Below are 16,577 nucleotides of genomic sequence, written 5' to 3' on the forward strand. Positions count from 1 at the left end.
GCCTGCACGGCATGATCGAGGTGGAACTGCGGGGCTGGCGGCCCGAAGACGCGCCGGTCCTGCTCGACGCGTTCGGCTCGCCGGACATGGCGCGGGAGGCGGCGCGGCGGATCGACACGCGGGAGGCGGCGCTGGAGTGGATGGGGGTGTGGGGGTTCCGGGAGGATGCCCAGGCCTTCGCCGTCGTGGTGGGCGGTCAGGTGGTGGGGAACGTCGCGGTGAGCAACATCGACGCGCATGACACCGGCTGGGTGTCCTACTGGACGTCACCGCACGCCAGGGGGCGCGGGGTCGCCGTGGCCGCGGTACGGCGGCTGGCGGACTGGGCGTTCCGGGAGCGGGGACTGTTCCGTCTCGAACTGGGGCACCGGCTCGACAATCCGGCCTCCTGCGCGGTGGCGACCAGGGCCGGGTTCCCGGTCGAGGGAGTCGAGCGGGCCAAGCTGAGCTACGGAGGCGTCCGGCACGACGTGGAGCGGCACGCCCGCCTGGCCACCGACTGACCCGCCGGGTGGAATCCCGGGAGGCGGGTCAGAGTGCCTTGAGCCCTGCGAGTACGTCGCGGAGCACGCTCTCCTGGGGGAACGCGACGGCGGTCGCGGGGAGCCACACGGCGATCAGGCCGGACCCCTTCAGGTCGCCGAGGAGAACCCGGAGCACCCCGACCGGTATGCCGGTCTCCGTGGCCAGCTCGGCGACCGAGACCGGCACGCGGCAGGCATTCATGATCAGTGAGTGTTCGGGCGGCAGGTCCTGCGGCGGGATCATGACCGCCACCACGCGGGCGATCAGATCGAACGGGGCTCCGGTGGCCCGGGTCCGGCCACCGGTGAGCGTGTAGGGGCGGACGATGGGTCCGGCGTCCTGGTCGAGCCAGCGTTCGGTCACTCCTCCTCGCTTTCCTGCTCCGCGCGGCGCCATCCCTCGCGGAACGACGTCATCACACTGCCCGGGATCGACTGCGGCGCCTCGGCCGGTACGGCCGGCCGTCCGGGCGCGGCCTGCCGTACACGTCTGGGAAGACCGCTGCCGGTGGCGATCCACTCGACCTCGGCCGAGTAGGTGATCGGGGATTCGGCCGCCTCGACCACCAGCTCGCCCGGCAGGTGCACGATCGCCGTGACGCCGCCGAAGGGGGACGGACGCAGCGACACGCGGATACCGTGCCGGGCGGCGAGCTGCGTCACGACGAACAGGCCGAGCCGGTCGCTGCCGACCAGGTCGAGCTCCGGGGGGCCGGCCAGCCGCTCGTTGAGCCGGGACATCTCGGCCGGAGCGATGCCGAGCCCGCGGTCCTCCACCTCGATGACGTAGCCCCTGGCCACCATCTCGCCGCGGACGCTCACCATGGTGTGCGGGGGTGAGAACAGGGCGGCGTTCTCCACCAGTTCGGCCACGAGGTGGATCACGTCGGTCACGACCGTGCCGACCAGGCGGGGGCCCTGTGCCACGGTCACCGTCACGCGCTGGTAGTCCTCGATCTCCTCGACGGCGGCGCGGACCACGTCGTAGATCGTGACGGGTACCCGCCAGCCCCGGCCGGGGACCGCGCCGGACAGGATGATCAGACCTTCGGAGTGGCGGCGCATGCGGGTGGTCAGGTGGTCCAGGCCGAACAGGTCGTCGAGGGTCTCCGGGTCACTGGCCCGCTGTTCCATCGCCTCCAGCATGGCGAGCTGCCGGTGCAGGAGCGACTGGCTGCGCCTGGCCAGGTTCACGAAGACCTTGTTGACGCTCCTGCGCAGCTGAGCCTGACCGGCGGCAGCCTCGACGGCGGTCCGCTGGACGGAGGTGAACGCCCTGCCGACGTTGACGACCTCGGTGGTGGTGCCGTAGTTCAGCTCCTCGGCCTCGGAGCAGACGTCCTCACCCCGGCCGAGCCGTTCGACGACGTCCGGCAGCCGTTCGTTCGCCAGGCGGAGGGCCGCCCGCTCCAGGCCGACGAGCTCGGCGTTCATCCGGCGGCCGAACCTTACCGAGATGAAGATGGACATCCCGACCGCGAGCAGGCCCAGGCCGCCGGCGACGCCGATCCGGATCAGGATTCCGGTGGCGAGTGCCTCGGACCGTTCGGCGATGCGCTTGCTGACGTCTCCGCCGAGTCTGTCGAAGGTGTCGGAGAGGCTCGCCGTGACCGTCGCCCAGGAGGGGTCCGGCCTGGCCACCGTGGCGACGATGTCCTCGATCCGTTCGAACGAGTCGTAGGCGGCGGAGTCCTGCAGGTCCCGGTAGAGCCCCTGGAACTCCTCGTCGAACAGGCTGAACCCCAGGGAGTAGAGCAGCCCGCGGCCGGTGACGAGCTCGCTGAACCTGGTGCGTTCCGCCACACTCATGCCGCCCTCGGCCACGGCGCCGGCGATCAGCGCGGCCTGCCGGCTGAGCATCTCCCGGCTCCGTCCCACCAGGACGACGGCGCGGGTCTGGTCGTTCTGGTCGTTGTCCGAAGACGTCGGGATCTTGTCGTAGACATCGAAGGCCGCACTGATCATCGTGCTGTAGCCGTCGAGGGTCTGTATCCGGTCGGCGGTGCGGGTGTCCACCCCGCTCCGTGTCTCGGTGAGGCGGTCCATCGCGGACATGAGCTGGAGCACGCGGTTCCACACGGGTGGCGTCATGTCCCTCTGGAGCAGGGGGGCCATCCGTCTCAGTTCCGCGTGCGCGATGTCCGTCCGGATCCGCTGGGCGTCGAGTCCGGCCCGCGGGCCCGTGGGGTCGCCCAGGACGGACAGGGAGAGCAGCCGCTCGTGCTGGAGGGCGGTGGTCAGCGCCCGGGTGGGAACGATGCCGTGCTCGTACCCATCGCGGGCTCGGAGCAGCTCTTTTCCACTCTGAAATGTCAGAATCGCCGCAAATGCCCAAATTGCTACAAGAGAGACAACCGGTACTAGTAGGAGGGTAAAGATTTTTACCCTGATCGCGTGTCTGCGGCCGGCCATCGTACCTCGCACTACGGATACGTGCGTTAACAGTGGCGAAACCCTAGCAACATAGGACATCGGCGACTATAGGTGTGGGTGATTCATATCAAGAAACGATTTATAGCTTTTGGGTAACTGCGGAGCGGTGCATCTCCGGGCACCTCTCCCCGTGGGGGCACCCACCGGGAGGAGAGGGCCTCGGTGCAGGTGACCGCTTGACTTCGATTGTCTGGTTGTCAGACAATCGAGCCTATGAAGGTCGCCGTCGTCGGTGCCGCCGTGCTCTGGGGCACCGCCGGCACCGCCGGACTGCTCGTCGCCGGTGTCGATCCCGTCTCCCTGGCCGCCGCCCGTCTGGTGATCGGCGGCCTGGTGATCGCGGTCGCCGCCGGGCCGGCCATCCGTTCCCTGCCGCGCCGGGGCCTGCTCCTGCCGGCCGCGGTGGCCGTGGCCGCCTACCAGCTCTGTTTCTTCGCCTCGGTCAGCCGGACCGGCGTGGCCATCGGCACCGTGGTCGCCATCGGCAGCGGTCCTGTCTTCACCGGCCTGCTGTCCTGGCTGCTCGACCGGGTGCCGCCCACCCGGCGCTGGGCGGGGGCGACCGCGGCGGCGATCGCGGGCTGCGCCGTGCTCACCGGAGGGGGTGGTGAGGCACGGCTGGACGGGATCCTGCTCGCGCTGCTCGGCGGCCTGCTCTACGCGTTCTACGCGGTGACGGCGGCCCGGATGATCGGTGCGGGGGCCCCCTCCGACGTGGTGATGGGCGCGATGTTCGGTGGGGCCGGGGTCGTGATGCTCCCTGTCCTGCTGTGGACGGGCACCGGCTGGATCGCCGACCCGCGCGGCCTGCTCACCGCCCTCTACCTTGGCTGCGCCACCACCGCGCTGGCCTACATCCTGTACGGCAGGGGCCTGCGCACCACCCCCGTCGCGACCGCCGCCACCCTCGCCCTGGCCGAGCCCGCGGTCGCCGCCCTGCTCGGTGTCGTCGTGCTCGGCGAACTGCTCACGCCCACCTCGATCGCGGGACTGGCACTGCTCGGCGCTGGCCTGGCGGTGGTGGCCCTCCCCGGACGGCGCCGGAGCCGCCGGGCCGGAGCCACGGCAATAGAGTCGTCGGCGTGACCACTCCGCTCCGCCCTCTCTCCGCCGTCAACGCCCTCGCCGACGCCCTGCGCCGCCGGGTGCTCTCCGGCGAGATGGCCCCGGGCACCCCGCTGCCGGAACAGGAGCTCTCCGCCCAGTACGGCGTGGCCCGGCCGACCGTGCGGGAGGCGCTGGCCGTACTCGTGAACGAAGGCCTGCTCCGGCGCGAACGGCACCGCAGCGCCCAGGTGGTGGAGGTGACTCCGGCCGATCTGGACGACCTCATGTTCGTGCGGCGCCCGCTGGAGGACCTCATGGCCACCGCCCTGGCCGGGCGGCGGGTCGAGGAGGCCGACGAGGCGCTGGCGCGGATGGCCGCGCTGCCCGGAGACGCCCCCTGGTCCGACGCGGTGGCCGAGCACATGGCGCTTCACCAGGCGCTCATCGTCGCGGTGGGCAGTCCCCGGCTGGAGCGGCTCTACGCCATGCTGGCCGCCGAGACCCGTCTCGGCCTGGTGCGGCTGCGGACCGTCTACACCGACCGGGACGTGCTGGTCGCCGAGCACCGGGACCTGCTCGACGCGCTCGGCAGGGGACCGGTGGAGGCGGCCAGGCAGGCCGTCGCCGCCCACCTGGACCACGGCTGGGGCACGGACTGAAGGTCTCCCGTGGGGCGGGGCGGCCGTATGAGGTCCCAGGGGTCCCCGATCAGGCGGCGGTCGCGTGGTGATCGGGGGACGGCGTCGGTGGCCGGACTTGTGCGCTTCTCTTGCACCCAACGCCTTGAAGTCGTCACAATCGCGGCCATGAACGGCAATTCAATGCCGGACTCCTACGTTTATGTCACCGAAGAAGGCGTGACCCGCCACTACGCGGACGGCAGCGTTGACGCCCTCGCGTGGGAGGACGTCATCGAGGTGCGAGTAGCGGGCGACCCGGATTCGGACATCTTGTACATACTTCTTGATCGTCGAGGTCAGGGGTGTGTGGTACCCAGGTCGGCCACCGACACCACCTTCCTCGCCCGCCTCCGCCATCTTCCGGACTTCGACCTCGACCGGCTCGGGGAGGCGGTGGGCGCCACCCGCGACGACTACGTCGTCGTCTGGCGCAGTCCCGAGCCCCCCTCGACCCTGCCGGATTTCGATTACGACTGATCATTATTTGTCCGGCTAATACGGTCGATCAATATACATGTTTGGACCGTTCCGTCAAGATGGTACGTATGACCCATTTTGGCCAGTGATGGGCTATGGGCTGCTATTCCCCTTGTCAATATTGATCACTAGGATTTCCATGGGTATCCACGTTCCTGATACATCGGCGAAAGCTGTAAACCATTGAAACGCGGTGAACGTCCCATTACCTGATAACGCTGGGGCGTCTGGGTGGGGTGGTATGAGGGTGGGGACAGAGGGGCCCGCAATCGCGCTCCTCAACAGTTCGGTACGCACCGCTCCGAGCATCTGGACACGTTCCTACGTGCGGATCCTGATGGCAGGAGACCTTGGGTGTGCGGTGGTCGCATGTGAGTCGGTTCTGGGAGTCCGGCTCTGGTCCGGTGCCTACATTCCGGGAACGGAGGCGCTGCTGGGGCTTGCTCTCGCCCTGGCATGGCCGTTCTCGCTGGCGGTGGGAGGTGCTTACCGTAAGCGCGCCCACGGAGAGGGGACGGAGGAGTTTCGGGCGGTTTTCGACGGAGGGGTCGGTCTGACGGCTGCTGTCGCGATCGGGGCATATGCCACACAAACCACCATTGCTCGTAGTTTTGTGATGGCGATGTTCCCGCTGGCCCTCATGCTCACGGTTGTTTTCCGATACCGGATGCGCAAGCGGCTGCACCGGCGTCGATCTCTGGGCGAGTACATGCGCCAGGTGGTCGCCGTCGGGCACCGGGAGTCGGTGCTGGATCTGGTGATGCAGCTCCGACGGCAACCGCACCACGGCATGTCGGTGGTCGCGGCATGCCTGCCGGTGGGATCCGAGACCTTCGACGTCGACGGGATCCCGGTGCTCGGGGGCTTCGCCGATGTCGCCGACGTGGTGACCGAGGTCAACGCCGACGCCGTCGCCGTGCTGGCCTGCCCCGAGCTGGACGGCGCGGCACTGCGCCGGATCGCCTGGGGGCTGGAGGACGCCCGCACCGACCTGTTTGTCGCGCCCGCGCTCATGGACGTGGCCGGTCCGCGCATCAGCATCCGCCCGGTGGCCGGAATGCCGCTGCTCCATGTCGAGCATCCCGCGTTCGACGGTGCCAAGCATCTCGCCAAGAGCCTGTTCGACCGGGTCGGCGCGGGACTGGCCCTGCTGGTGCTGGCCGTGCCCATGCTGGGCGTCACCGTGCTGATCCGCGTGACCAGCCCGGGTCCCGCACTGTTCCGGCAGATCAGGGTGGGTAAGGGCGGCAGGGAGTTCAAGGTCGTGAAGTTCCGCACCATGGTCGACGACGCGGAACGGCTCAAGGTCGACCTGCAGCGGCACAACGAGTTCGACGGAGTCCTCTTCAAGATGAGGAACGATCCAAGAATCACCCGGGTCGGCGCTTTCCTCCGCCGCTACTCCCTCGACGAGCTGCCGCAGCTGCTCAACGTGCTCCGCGGGGAGATGTCGCTCGTCGGGCCGAGGCCACCGCTGCCCGAGGAAGTCAGACAGTACGGCGAGGACGTGCGCCGACGTCTGGTCGTCAGACCAGGCATGACCGGCCTGTGGCAGGTCAGCGGCCGCTCCGACCTGACCTGGGAGGAGTCGGTCCGCCTGGACCTGCGCTACGTCGAGAACTGGTCGCTCCTGCTGGATCTGCAGATCCTCTGGAAAACCTGGAGCGCGGTCACCGGCGGAGAAGGGGCCTACTAGCCGTGAAAGCACTCGTGCTCGCGGGGGGATCGGGCACCCGGCTGAGGCCGATCACCCACACCTCCGCGAAGCAGCTCGTCCCGGTGGCCAACAAGCCCGTGCTCTTCTACGGGCTTGAGGCCATCGCCGCCGCCGGGATCCGGGAGATCGCGATCGTCGTGGGCGACACGCAGGCCGAGATCGAGGCGGCCGTCGGTGACGGCTCCGCGCTGGGCCTGCGGGTGACCTACCTCCGTCAGCACGCCCCGCTCGGCCTCGCCCACGCGGTGCTGATCGCCCGCGACTACCTGGGCGACGACGACTTCGTCATGTATCTCGGCGACAACTTCATCGTCGGCGGTATACGCGACATCGTCGACCGGTTCGCCCGTGACCGGCCGTCCGCCCAGATCATGCTCACCCAGGTCGGTGATCCCCGGCAGTTCGGCGTCGCGGAGCTCGACGCCGGAGGCCGCGTGGTCGGGCTGGAGGAGAAGCCCGCCGATCCCAAGAGCGACCTCGCGCTCGTCGGCGTCTACCTGTTCACCCCCGTCATCCACGAGGCGGTGGCCGAGCTCAAGCCGTCATGGCGGGGCGAGCTGGAGATCACCGACGCGATCCAGTGGCTGATCAAGGAGGGGCACGAGGTCGAGTCCACCGTCATCTCCGGCTACTGGAAGGACACCGGGAACGTCACCGACATGCTTGAGGTCAACCGGCTGGTCCTGGAGTCCCTGGACGGCCGTGTCAGCGGCCGGGTGGACGGTGCCAGCGAGCTGATCGGCAGGGTGGTCGTCGAGCCGGGCGCCGTGGTCGAGCGCTCCCGCATCGTCGGCCCGGTGATCATCGGCGCCGGGGCCCGGGTCCTGGACAGCTACGTCGGCCCCTTCACCTCCATCGCGGCCGACTGCGTGATCAGCGCCAGCGAGATCGAATACTCGATCGTGCTGCCCCGGTCCTCGATCTCCGGGGTGTCCCGGATCGAGGCCTCGCTCATCGGCCACGATGTCGAGGTCACCCCCGCCCCCACCACCCCCCGAGCCCACCGCCTCGTGCTGGGCGATCACAGCAAGGTCCAGATCAGCTCATGAAGGTCTTGGTCATCGGTGGGGCCGGATTCATCGGCTCCCACTACGTCCGCATGCTCGGCGCGGGTGACACCGCCGTGACCGTTCTCGACAAGCTCACCTACGCCGGCAACCCGGCGAACCTGGAGGGCACGGACCACGACCTCGTGCACGGTGACATCTGCGACGCCAGGCTCCTGGCCGAGGTGGTTCCCGGCCACGACGTCGTCGTCAACTTCGCGGCCGAGTCCCACGTCGACCGGTCCATCGACGGCGCCGGGGAGTTCGTGCGGACCAACGTGCTCGGCACGCAGACCCTGATGCAGGCGTGTCTTGACGCGGGCACCCCGCGGGTGGTGCAGGTGTCCACCGACGAGGTCTACGGGTCGATCGACGCCGGCTCCTGGAAGGAGGACGCGCCGATACGGCCGCGCTCGCCGTACTCCGCGGCCAAGGCGGGTGGTGACATGATCGCCCTCGCCTACGCGGTCACCCACGGCCTGCCGGTCTCCATCACCCGATGCGGCAACAACTACGGACCCCGTCAGTATCCGGAGAAGGTGATCCCGTTCTTCGTCACCAACCTTCTCCGGGGGCGCAAGGTCCCGCTCTACGGCGACGGCGGCAACGTCAGGGACTGGATCCACGTCGACGACCACTGCGCCGGTATCCGGCTCGTCGCCGAGCGGGGCGAGCCCGGGGAGGTCTACCACATCGGCGGTACGGCGGAGCTGACCAACACCGAGCTCACCGCCCGGCTGCTGGCGGCCTGCGGCGCCGGCTGGGACATGGTCGAGTACGTCGAGGACCGTAAGGGGCACGACCGCCGCTACTCCCTGGACGACTCCCGGCTGCGCGCCCTCGGCTACCGGCCGGAGATCCCGTTCGAGCAGGGCCTGGCGGACACGGTCCGCTGGTACGCCGACAACTCGGACTGGTGGGAGGCGGCCACGGCCCGGCGGGACGGGGAGATCGCATGAGCCGGTGGTTGGTCACCGGCGCCTCCGGCATGCTCGCCACCGAGCTGCTCGGCCGCCTGAAATCGGTGGGGGAGCCCGTCCTCGCCCTGTGCAGGGATGAGCTCGACCTCCGTGACGGGGCCGCCGTCCGTCATCTGGTGTCGGCCTGCCGGCCGGACATCGTGGTCAACTGCGCGGCCTGGACCGCGGTGGACGACGCCGAGACGCGCGAAGCCGAGGCGCTCGCGGTCAACGGGCACGGGGTGCGGACGCTGGCCGAGGCGTGCGGGCGTCTCGGCGCGAGGATGATCCAGCCCTCCACGGACTACGTCTTCGACGGGACCGCGCTGGACCCCTATCCCGAGGACGCGCCGCCCTCCCCGGTCAACGCCTACGGGCGCACCAAGCTCGCCGGCGAGCTCGCCGTGCTGGAGACGCTCCCCGAGACCGGCTACGTCGTGCGGACCGCCTGGCTGTACGGCGCGACCGGCAAGAACTTCGTCCGCACGATAGCCGGCCTCGAAAGGAGCAGACCGGTCCTGGACGTCGTCGACGATCAGATCGGGCCGCCCACCTGGGTCGGGGACCTGGCCGGAGGGATCGTCGAGCTGGGGCATACCGGACCTCCGCCGGGGATCTACCACGCCACCAACTCCGGCCAGACGAGCTGGTACGGCTTCGCGAGGGAGATCTTCAAACTGGTCGGCGCGGACCCCGGCCGGATCACCCCGGTCTCCACCAAGGAGTTCGCGCGCCCCGCGCCGCGGCCGGCCTACAGCGTGCTGGGGCACCAGCGCTGGAGCCGGGCGGGGTTGCCGCCGATGCGGGACTGGCGAGAGGCGCTGCGAGAGTCCGAGGTGCTCGTCAGTGGCTAGGCGCGGTGAGGTCCCGGGCGGATGCGGCGAGGCCGTCGTAGTGGGCCGCGCACGCGCGGTGGTCCGGCAGCAGCCCGGCCTCCAGGGCCTCCCTGAGAGTGGGCGCCGCGGCGTCCTTGTCCGACAGGAGCGGCTCCAGGCCGGTCGGCCAGCCGATCCCGACGGCCGGGTCGAGGGGGTGGATCCCGTGCTCGCGGCCGGGGGCGTAGGGCTGCGAGCACAGGTAGACGATCGTGGCCTGCTCGCTGAGCGCCATGAACGCGTGGCCGAGCCCTTCGGCGATGTAGAGACCGCGCCGGGACTCGTCGTCCAGGCGCACGCTCTCCCACCGGCCGAAGGTGGGCGAGCCGACGCGGATGTCCACGACGACATCGAGGACGGACCCGGAGACGCAGGTGACGTATTTGGCCTGACCGGGAGGGACATCAGCGAAGTGGACGCCACGCAGGACGCCTCGGCCGGAGACCGAGCAGTTGACCTGGGCGAGATCCAGCCGGTGCCCGATGGATTCCTCCAGGTCGGCGGAGCGGTAGCTCTCCAGGAATACGCCGCGGGGATCGGTGTGGACGCGGGGCGTGTGGCACCAGGCTCCGTCGATGCTGAGAGGTTCCATGGGCCGAAGCATGCCACAGCGGTCCGGTGTAACGCCGCCGAAGAATCGCGCGAAATCCTAGGGTCCGCGCTCACTGAAATGATCTTGAGAGAGACCGGTCGAGCCGCGTTCCGCGGCGAGGGAGCGTATTCATGACAACCTGCCGGCTGTGCGGATCGACGAGTCTTGCCAGCGTCGTCGACCTCGGAGCGACACCCCCCTGCGAGCGGTTCCTCACCGCCGGGCAGCTCGACGAGCCCGAGGTCACCTACCCTCTGCACCTGAGGGTGTGCACCGGCTGCTGGCTGGCGCAGATCCCGCCGTTGATCACGCCGGAGGACACCTTCACCGAGTACGCCTACTTCTCGTCCTACTCGACCTCGTGGGTGGAGCACGCGCGGGAGTTCGTGGACGGGGCGGTCGACCGGCTGGGGCTGGGCGGGGATTCGTTCGTGGTCGAGGTGGCCAGCAACGACGGATACCTGCTGCGGCACGTGGTCGACCGGGGGATCCGGTGCCTGGGTGTCGAGCCGTCGAAGAACGTCGGTCAGGCGGCCAGGGACGGCGGCGTCCCGACGGTCACGGCGTTCCTCGGCCCCGAGGTCGGCGCCACGGTGCGCCAGGAACACGGGCCCGCCGACCTCGTGGTGGCCAACAACGTCTACGCCCACATCCCCGACGTCGTCGGGTTCACCAAGGGCCTGCGCGCGCTGGTGGCCGACGACGGCTGGGTCTCCATCGAGGTGCAGCACCTGCTCACGCTCATGGAGCTGAACCAGTACGACACGATCTACCACGAGCACTTCCAGTACTACACGGTCGCCTCCGCACAGCGTGCCTTGGCGAGCGGTGGGCTGACGCTGGTGGACGTCGAGCTGCTGCCGACCCACGGCGGCTCGATCCGTCTGTGGGCGCGACCGCAGGAGGTGGCCGGCGAGCCGGGCGAGCGGGTGAGGCAGGTGCTCGCCGCGGAGAAGGCGGCGGGCCTGCACGAGCTGGCCGGATACACCGAGTTCGCCGCCCGGGTGGCCCGGGTGCGGCGGGACCTGCTGAGGTTCCTCGTCGAGGCCGCCGAGCAGGGCAGGACGGTGGTCGGCTACGGCGCCCCGGGCAAGGGCAACACACTGCTCAACCACTGCGGTGTCCGCCCCGACCTGCTGGCCTACACGGTGGACCGCAACCCCTACAAGCACGGCAGATTCACCCCCGGCACGCGGATCCCGATCCTGCCGCCCGAGCGGATCGCCGAGGACCGGCCCGACTATGTGCTGGTCCTGCCCTGGAATCTCCGTGAGGAGCTCATCGGCCAGCTGTCCTCCGTGCACGCCTGGGGCGGCCGGCTCGTCTTCCCCATCCCCAGACTGGAGATCGTGGAGGTGAATCCGTGAAGGTCGTCCTCTTCTGCGGTGGGTACGGCACGCGGATGCGCACCGGAACCCCCGGTGATGTGCCCAAGCCCATGCAGCTCGTAGGTCCCCGGCCGCTCATCTGGCATGTGATGCGCTACTACGCGCACTTCGGGCACACGGAGTTCGTCCTCTGCCTCGGTTATGGAGCGCACCACATCAAGGACTTCTTCCTGAACTACCAGGAGACCATCTCCAACGACTTCGTCCTGCACGACGGCAAGGTCGAGCTGCTGTCCACCGACATCTCCGAATGGTCGATCTCCTTCGTGCAGACCGGCATCGAGTCGCCGATCGGCGAGCGGCTGCGCCGGGTCCGCCGCCATCTCGACGGTGAGGAGATGTTCCTGGCCAACTACGCCGACGTGCTCACCGACGCGCCGCTGCCGGAGATCATCGATCGCTTCACCGCGTCCGGCGCGGCCGCCTCCATGATGGTCGTCCCGCCGTCGGACACCTTCCACTGCGTCGAACTCGGCGAGAGCGGGATGGTCGGCGGGATCACGCCGGTCAGCCAGATGCCGCTCTGGGTCAACGGCGGCTACTTCGTGCTCCGCCAGGAGGTCTTCGACCATATCCCGCCGGGTGGCGACCTCGTCGCGGACGGCTGCGCCGAGCTCGCCAAGCGCGGCAGGATGCTCGCCTACCCCCACCGCGGCTACTGGCGGCCGACCGACACGGTCAAGGAGCGGATCGCTCTCGACGAGGCCTATTCGCGCGGCGACCGGCCGTGGGCCCTGTGGGAAAGAGAACCGGCGGTGCGGACAGCATGATCGGATTCAGGCCGCCCGCGGTCGGCCGGATCGCGCTGCTCGCCGCCCACTGCGACGACATTGCGATCGGCGCGGGCGGCAGCCTGCTGACCGTCTGCTCCGCCCGCCCCGGAACGCGGGTGGACGCGCTGGTCCTCTCCGGCGGTGGCACCGAGCGGGAGGACGAGGAGCACGCGGCACTGGCCGCCTTCTGCCCCGGCGCCGACCTGCGGCTCACCGTGCTGAAGCTACCCGACGGGCGGCTGCCCGCACACTGGGACGAGGCGAAGGGCGCCGTGGAGGAACTGCGCGCGCGGACCGACCCGGACCTGCTGTTCGCGCCGCATCCCGGGGACGCCCACCAGGACCACCGAGGTCTGGCGCGGCTGGTGCCGACGGCCTTCCGCGACCACCAGGTGCTCGGCTACGAGATCGTCAAGTGGGACGGCGACCTTGGGCGGCCGTCGGTTTACCAGCCGCTCACACCCGAGGTGGCCGAGGCGAAGGCGGCCCTGCTCCAGCAGCACTACCCCTCACAACGGGCCCGTCCCTGGTACGACCGCGAGGCGTTCCTCGGACTGGCCCGCATCCGCGGAATCGAGTGCCACGCGCGCTACGCGGAGGCGTTCCACATCAACAAGTTGACTCTCGATCTGGCTGGAGGATGAACCGGATGCGCGTGCTGCTGACCGGGCACCAGGGCTATCTGGGAAGTGTGATGGCCCCGGCGCTCGCCGAGGCGGGTCACGAGGTGATCGGCCTGGATTCCGGGCTGTTCGCCGACTGTGTCCTGGGTCCGATGCCCGACGACCCGCCCGGCCACACAGCCGACCTGCGGGACGTCACCGCCGACGTACTGGCCGGAGTGGACGCCGTGGTGCACCTGGCCGCGCTGTCCAACGACCCGCTTGGCTCGCTGGCACCGGACCTGACCTACGGCATCAACCACCATGCCTCGGTGCGTCTGGCCCGGTTGGCCCGCGATGCGGGCGTGCGCCGGTTCCTGTACGCCTCCACCTGCTCGGTCTACGGTGCCTCCGGTGGCGACGACCTGGTGGACGAGGACGCGCCGCTACGCCCGGTGACCCCCTACGCCGAATCCAAGGTCCGCGTCGAGGACGATCTGGTTGATCTCGCCGACAGCGACTTCACCCCGGTCTTCCTGCGTAACGCCACCGCGTTCGGGTTCTCCCCGCGGCTGCGCGCGGACATCGTGCTGAACAACCTCGTCGGGCACGCACTGCTCTCCGGCGAGGTGCGGGTGCTGTCCGACGGCACCCCGTGGCGGCCGCTGGTGCACGCCGAGGACATCGCGGACGCCTTCGTCCTGGCCATCGCCGCTCCCCGGGACGCCGTGCACGCCAGGGCGTTCAACGTGGGCACCGAGCGGAACAACGTGACCGTGGCGGAGATCGCCGCCGAGGTCGTCGAGGCGGTGCCCGGATCCACGCTGGCGATCACCGGTGAGGCCGGCGCGGACCCGCGCTCCTACCGGGTGGACTTCTCCCGCGTCCGTGCCGCGCTCCCCGGCTACGAGGCGCGCTGGACGGTCAAGGACGGCGCGGTCGAGCTGGTCGACGCCTACCGGCGGTTCGGCCTTACCGAGCAGGACTTCCAGCATCGTTTCACCAGGCTCGCGCGGCTGTCGGCCCGCCGCGCGGAGGGCACCGTCGACGACGCGCTGCGACCACACGAGGCGGACGCCGGTGACGCTTGAACCGATGGCGGCCGACAACACCGTGGGACGGGAGATGCACGCCCTGGTCGAGCGGCTCTACCCGCTCTGCCGGAGCATCACCGGCGACGGGGTGCGCCGCACACTGGAGATCGTCGGGGAGTCCGTCCCGCTGCGGATCCGCGAGGTGCCGACGGGGACCGAGGTCCTCGACTGGACGGTGCCCAAGGAATGGAACATTCGCGACGCCTACATCAAGGACGCCTCGGGTGCCCGGGTGGTCGACTTCGCCGAGTCCAACCTCCACGTGGTCGGCTACAGCGTTCCGGTGTCGGCGACGATGCCCCTCGCAGAGCTCCGCGAACACCTGCACACGCTCCCCGAGCAGCCCGACCTGATCCCGTACCGGACCAGCTACTACGCGGAGACCTGGGGTTTCTGTCTGCGGGAGAACACCCTGGCCAACCTCCCCGAGGGTGACTACGAGGTCCGGATCGACTCGACCCTGGCCGACGGCCACCTGACCTATGGTGAGCACGTGGTGCCAGGCCGGGTCCACGACGAGGTGCTCATCTCCTGTCACGTCTGCCACCCCTCACTGGCCAACGACAACCTTGCGGGCATCGCCGTGGCGACCCGGCTCGCGCGGCGGCTGGCCGGTGCCGACCCGTGGTACACCTACCGCTTCCTGTTCATGCCGGGCACCATCGGCGCGATCACCTGGCTGGCGGGTAATCGTGAGCGTGTCGGGAGGATCAAGCACGGGCTCGTGCTGGCCTGCGCGGGAGACCGCGGCGCGCTGACCTACAAGCGCAGCAGGCGCGGGGACGCGGAGATCGACCGTGCGGTACGGCACGTCCTGCGTACCTCGGGGCGCGACCACGAGATCGTGGACTTCTCACCGTACGGCTACGACGAACGGCAGTTCTGCTCGCCCGGGTTCAACCTGCCGGTCGGCTCCCTGACCCGCACGCCGTACGCCGGCTACCCCGAGTACCACACCTCGGCGGACAACCCGGACTTCGTCTCGCCCGAGGCGATGACGGACACCCTGGAGACCTGCTGGGAGATCACGCGGGTGCTGGAGCGCGACCGCCGTTACCTCAATCTCAGCCCGTACGGCGAGCCGCAGCTGGGCAGGCGGGGACTGTACGGATCGCTGGGCGGTCGCAGTGACACCAGACAGGCTCAGATGGCGATGCTGTGGGTGCTGAACCTCTCCGACGGGGAGCACCGCCTCCTCGACATCGCGGAACGGTCCAGCCTGCCCTTCGCCGTCGTGGCGGATGCGGCACAGGCCCTGTGCGACGAGGGACTCCTCAAGGAGCAGCAGAGATGACACGGGCCCGGACCATCGTGAATCCCGGGGCGCTCAACCTCCGGGTCGGCGAGCTGGTGGAGGTGCTCAGCGAGGCCGAGATCATGGCCACGCTGGACGAGAAGGGCGAGCTGGAGGAGCTGCCCTTCATGCCGGAGATGCTGGCCTTCTGCGGGCGGCGGCTCACCGTGCACAAGGTGGCGCACAAGCTCTGTGACACGATCAGCCACACCGGCATGCGGCGGATGGAGCGCGCCGTGCACCTGACCGGGGCGCGCTGTGACGGACAGGCGCACGGCGGCTGCCAGACAGCCTGCCTGATCTACTGGAAGGAGGCATGGCTCAAGAGGGCGGACCCCGGTGACTCTCCGGCGGCCGCCGCCCCGGATGACGCCGCGGCGGACGGCGGGGCGCGGGATCTCGCGGCACCCGCCGGTCCGGGCGGCCTCGCGGCGGGCCGCCGCCTCCTGCCGATCGTCGAGGGAGCCGCCAGGAAGGAGCTCGGCCCGGACGGGGAGGAACGCTTCTCCTGCCAGGCCACCGAGCTGCTGCGGGCCGCGCCCACCTGCCTGCCGCTCAAGGACGTCCGGCAGTACGTCATGGACGTGCGCACCGGCAACGCCGGCATGTTCTTCACCCTCCGGGCCTTTCTCGTCGGGCTTTTCAACCGCTTCCAGGACCGCAGTCGGCACGCGCTGCCAAGCTGGCTGCGGATCAGGGAAGGCCTGCGGTGGGGATTCGTCAAGGGCCGGCTCGCCGGCGCGACGCCGAGCGACATCCTGGACCTCCAGCCGGGAGAGCTCGTCCGGATCAAGTCCAAGGAGGAGATCGTCAAAACCCTCAACCAGGACCTGCTCAACCGAGGCATGGGGTTCGAGGAGGAGATGTCACGTTACTGCGGGCAGACGGCCCGGGTGCTCTCACGGGTCGATCGATGCATCGACGAGAGAACCGGCCGGATGCTCCAGATGAAGAACCCGTGCATCGTCCTGGAGGGCATCGTATGCGCGGGCGCGTACACCGTCAGCTGCCCGCGGGAGTTCATCCCGTTCTGGCGGGAGATCTGGCTGGAACGGATCGAGGAGCCCACCTGACCT

The 16,577-nt window shown here is 69.6% G+C and carries 17 protein-coding genes; 14 read left to right on the plus strand and 3 right to left on the minus strand.

The features are described 5' to 3' along the window. The first annotated feature begins 11 nt into the window (after window positions 1–11). The gene (locus ACIN94_RS02300) at window positions 12–503 is read left to right on the plus strand and encodes a GNAT family N-acetyltransferase (protein ID WP_400698429.1); all 492 of its coding nucleotides are present in this window, start codon (window positions 12–14) and stop codon (window positions 501–503) included. Between the two features lie 28 nt (window positions 504–531). Here the strand turns inward: ACIN94_RS02300 and ACIN94_RS02305 are convergent, their stop codons facing one another. Together ACIN94_RS02305 and ACIN94_RS02310 are read right to left on the minus strand one after the other, a co-directional pair. Continuing rightward, the gene (locus ACIN94_RS02305) at window positions 532–888 is read right to left on the minus strand and encodes a DUF742 domain-containing protein (RefSeq protein ID WP_400698432.1); all 357 of its coding nucleotides are present in this window, start codon (window positions 886–888) and stop codon (window positions 532–534) included. Further along, on the minus strand, window positions 885–2,996 hold the full coding sequence (locus tag ACIN94_RS02310; RefSeq protein WP_400698434.1) for a nitrate- and nitrite sensing domain-containing protein: 2,112 nt from the start codon (window positions 2,994–2,996) through the stop codon (window positions 885–887). Before ACIN94_RS02310 ends, ACIN94_RS02305 begins: the two co-directional genes overlap by 4 nt. Before the next feature lie 174 nt (window positions 2,997–3,170). On the opposite strand from ACIN94_RS02310, the gene ACIN94_RS02315 reads away from it, so the two are divergent. From ACIN94_RS02315 to rfbD, 7 genes are all read left to right on the plus strand, one after another. Next, window positions 3,171–4,043: a DMT family transporter gene (locus tag ACIN94_RS02315; RefSeq protein WP_400698437.1), complete on the plus strand. Its 873-nt coding sequence runs from the start codon at window positions 3,171–3,173 to the stop codon at window positions 4,041–4,043. Further along, window positions 4,040–4,663, plus strand: coding sequence for a GntR family transcriptional regulator (locus ACIN94_RS02320; RefSeq protein ID WP_400698440.1), 624 nt, complete (start codon window positions 4,040–4,042; stop codon window positions 4,661–4,663). The genes ACIN94_RS02315 and ACIN94_RS02320 overlap by 4 nt, the downstream gene beginning before the upstream one ends. 147 nt (window positions 4,664–4,810) lie before the next feature. Further along, window positions 4,811–5,161: a hypothetical protein gene (locus ACIN94_RS02325; protein ID WP_400698443.1), complete on the plus strand. Its 351-nt coding sequence runs from the start codon at window positions 4,811–4,813 to the stop codon at window positions 5,159–5,161. Window positions 5,162–5,402: 241 nt separating this feature from the next. Further along, window positions 5,403–6,857 carry a sugar transferase gene (locus ACIN94_RS02330; protein WP_400698445.1) on the plus strand — a complete coding sequence of 485 codons (1,455 nt, stop codon included), beginning with the start codon at window positions 5,403–5,405 and terminating at the stop codon, window positions 6,855–6,857. Window positions 6,858–6,859: 2 nt separating this feature from the next. Further along, window positions 6,860–7,927 carry a glucose-1-phosphate thymidylyltransferase gene (locus ACIN94_RS02335; RefSeq protein ID WP_400698447.1) on the plus strand — a complete coding sequence of 356 codons (1,068 nt, stop codon included), beginning with the start codon at window positions 6,860–6,862 and terminating at the stop codon, window positions 7,925–7,927. Beyond that, entirely contained in the window at window positions 7,924–8,883 is a 960-nt protein-coding gene (gene rfbB / locus ACIN94_RS02340) for a dTDP-glucose 4,6-dehydratase (RefSeq protein WP_400698449.1), read from the plus strand. Before ACIN94_RS02335 ends, rfbB begins: the two co-directional genes overlap by 4 nt. Beyond that, complete coding sequence (gene rfbD / locus ACIN94_RS02345) at window positions 8,880–9,737, plus strand: dTDP-4-dehydrorhamnose reductase (protein WP_400698452.1); 858 nt, start codon at window positions 8,880–8,882, stop codon at window positions 9,735–9,737. Before rfbB ends, rfbD begins: the two co-directional genes overlap by 4 nt. Here the strand turns inward: rfbD and rfbC are convergent. Then, window positions 9,727–10,350: a dTDP-4-dehydrorhamnose 3,5-epimerase gene (gene rfbC, locus ACIN94_RS02350; protein ID WP_400698454.1), complete on the minus strand. Its 624-nt coding sequence runs from the start codon at window positions 10,348–10,350 to the stop codon at window positions 9,727–9,729. The genes rfbD and rfbC overlap by 11 nt on opposite strands. A gap of 131 nt (window positions 10,351–10,481) precedes the next feature. Between rfbC and ACIN94_RS02355 the strand changes: the two genes are divergently transcribed. Genes ACIN94_RS02355 through ACIN94_RS02380 form a run of 6 tightly spaced genes read left to right on the plus strand, consistent with a single transcriptional unit; the run spans window position 10,482 to window position 16,574 of the window. Beyond that, a complete protein-coding gene (locus tag ACIN94_RS02355; protein ID WP_400698457.1) occupies window positions 10,482–11,717 on the plus strand; it encodes a methyltransferase domain-containing protein in 1,236 nt (411 codons plus the stop codon). Beyond that, window positions 11,714–12,508, plus strand: coding sequence for a sugar phosphate nucleotidyltransferase (locus tag ACIN94_RS02360; RefSeq protein ID WP_400698460.1), 795 nt, complete (start codon window positions 11,714–11,716; stop codon window positions 12,506–12,508). The genes ACIN94_RS02355 and ACIN94_RS02360 overlap by 4 nt, the downstream gene beginning before the upstream one ends. Continuing rightward, on the plus strand, window positions 12,505–13,155 hold the full coding sequence (locus tag ACIN94_RS02365) for a PIG-L deacetylase family protein (RefSeq protein WP_400698463.1): 651 nt from the start codon (window positions 12,505–12,507) through the stop codon (window positions 13,153–13,155). The genes ACIN94_RS02360 and ACIN94_RS02365 overlap by 4 nt, the downstream gene beginning before the upstream one ends. 5 nt (window positions 13,156–13,160) lie before the next feature. After that, on the plus strand, window positions 13,161–14,204 hold the full coding sequence (locus tag ACIN94_RS02370; RefSeq protein ID WP_400698466.1) for an NAD-dependent epimerase/dehydratase family protein: 1,044 nt from the start codon (window positions 13,161–13,163) through the stop codon (window positions 14,202–14,204). Then, entirely contained in the window at window positions 14,194–15,501 is a 1,308-nt protein-coding gene (locus tag ACIN94_RS02375) for a DUF4910 domain-containing protein (RefSeq protein ID WP_400698469.1), read from the plus strand. The genes ACIN94_RS02370 and ACIN94_RS02375 overlap by 11 nt, the downstream gene beginning before the upstream one ends. Continuing rightward, entirely contained in the window at window positions 15,498–16,574 is a 1,077-nt protein-coding gene (locus ACIN94_RS02380) for a hypothetical protein (RefSeq protein ID WP_400698472.1), read from the plus strand. The genes ACIN94_RS02375 and ACIN94_RS02380 overlap by 4 nt, the downstream gene beginning before the upstream one ends. Window positions 16,575–16,577 lie beyond the last annotated feature (3 nt).

It is taken from the genome of Streptosporangium sp. NPDC087985 (assembly GCF_044741965.1).
Classification (GTDB): domain Bacteria; phylum Actinomycetota; class Actinomycetes; order Streptosporangiales; family Streptosporangiaceae; genus Streptosporangium.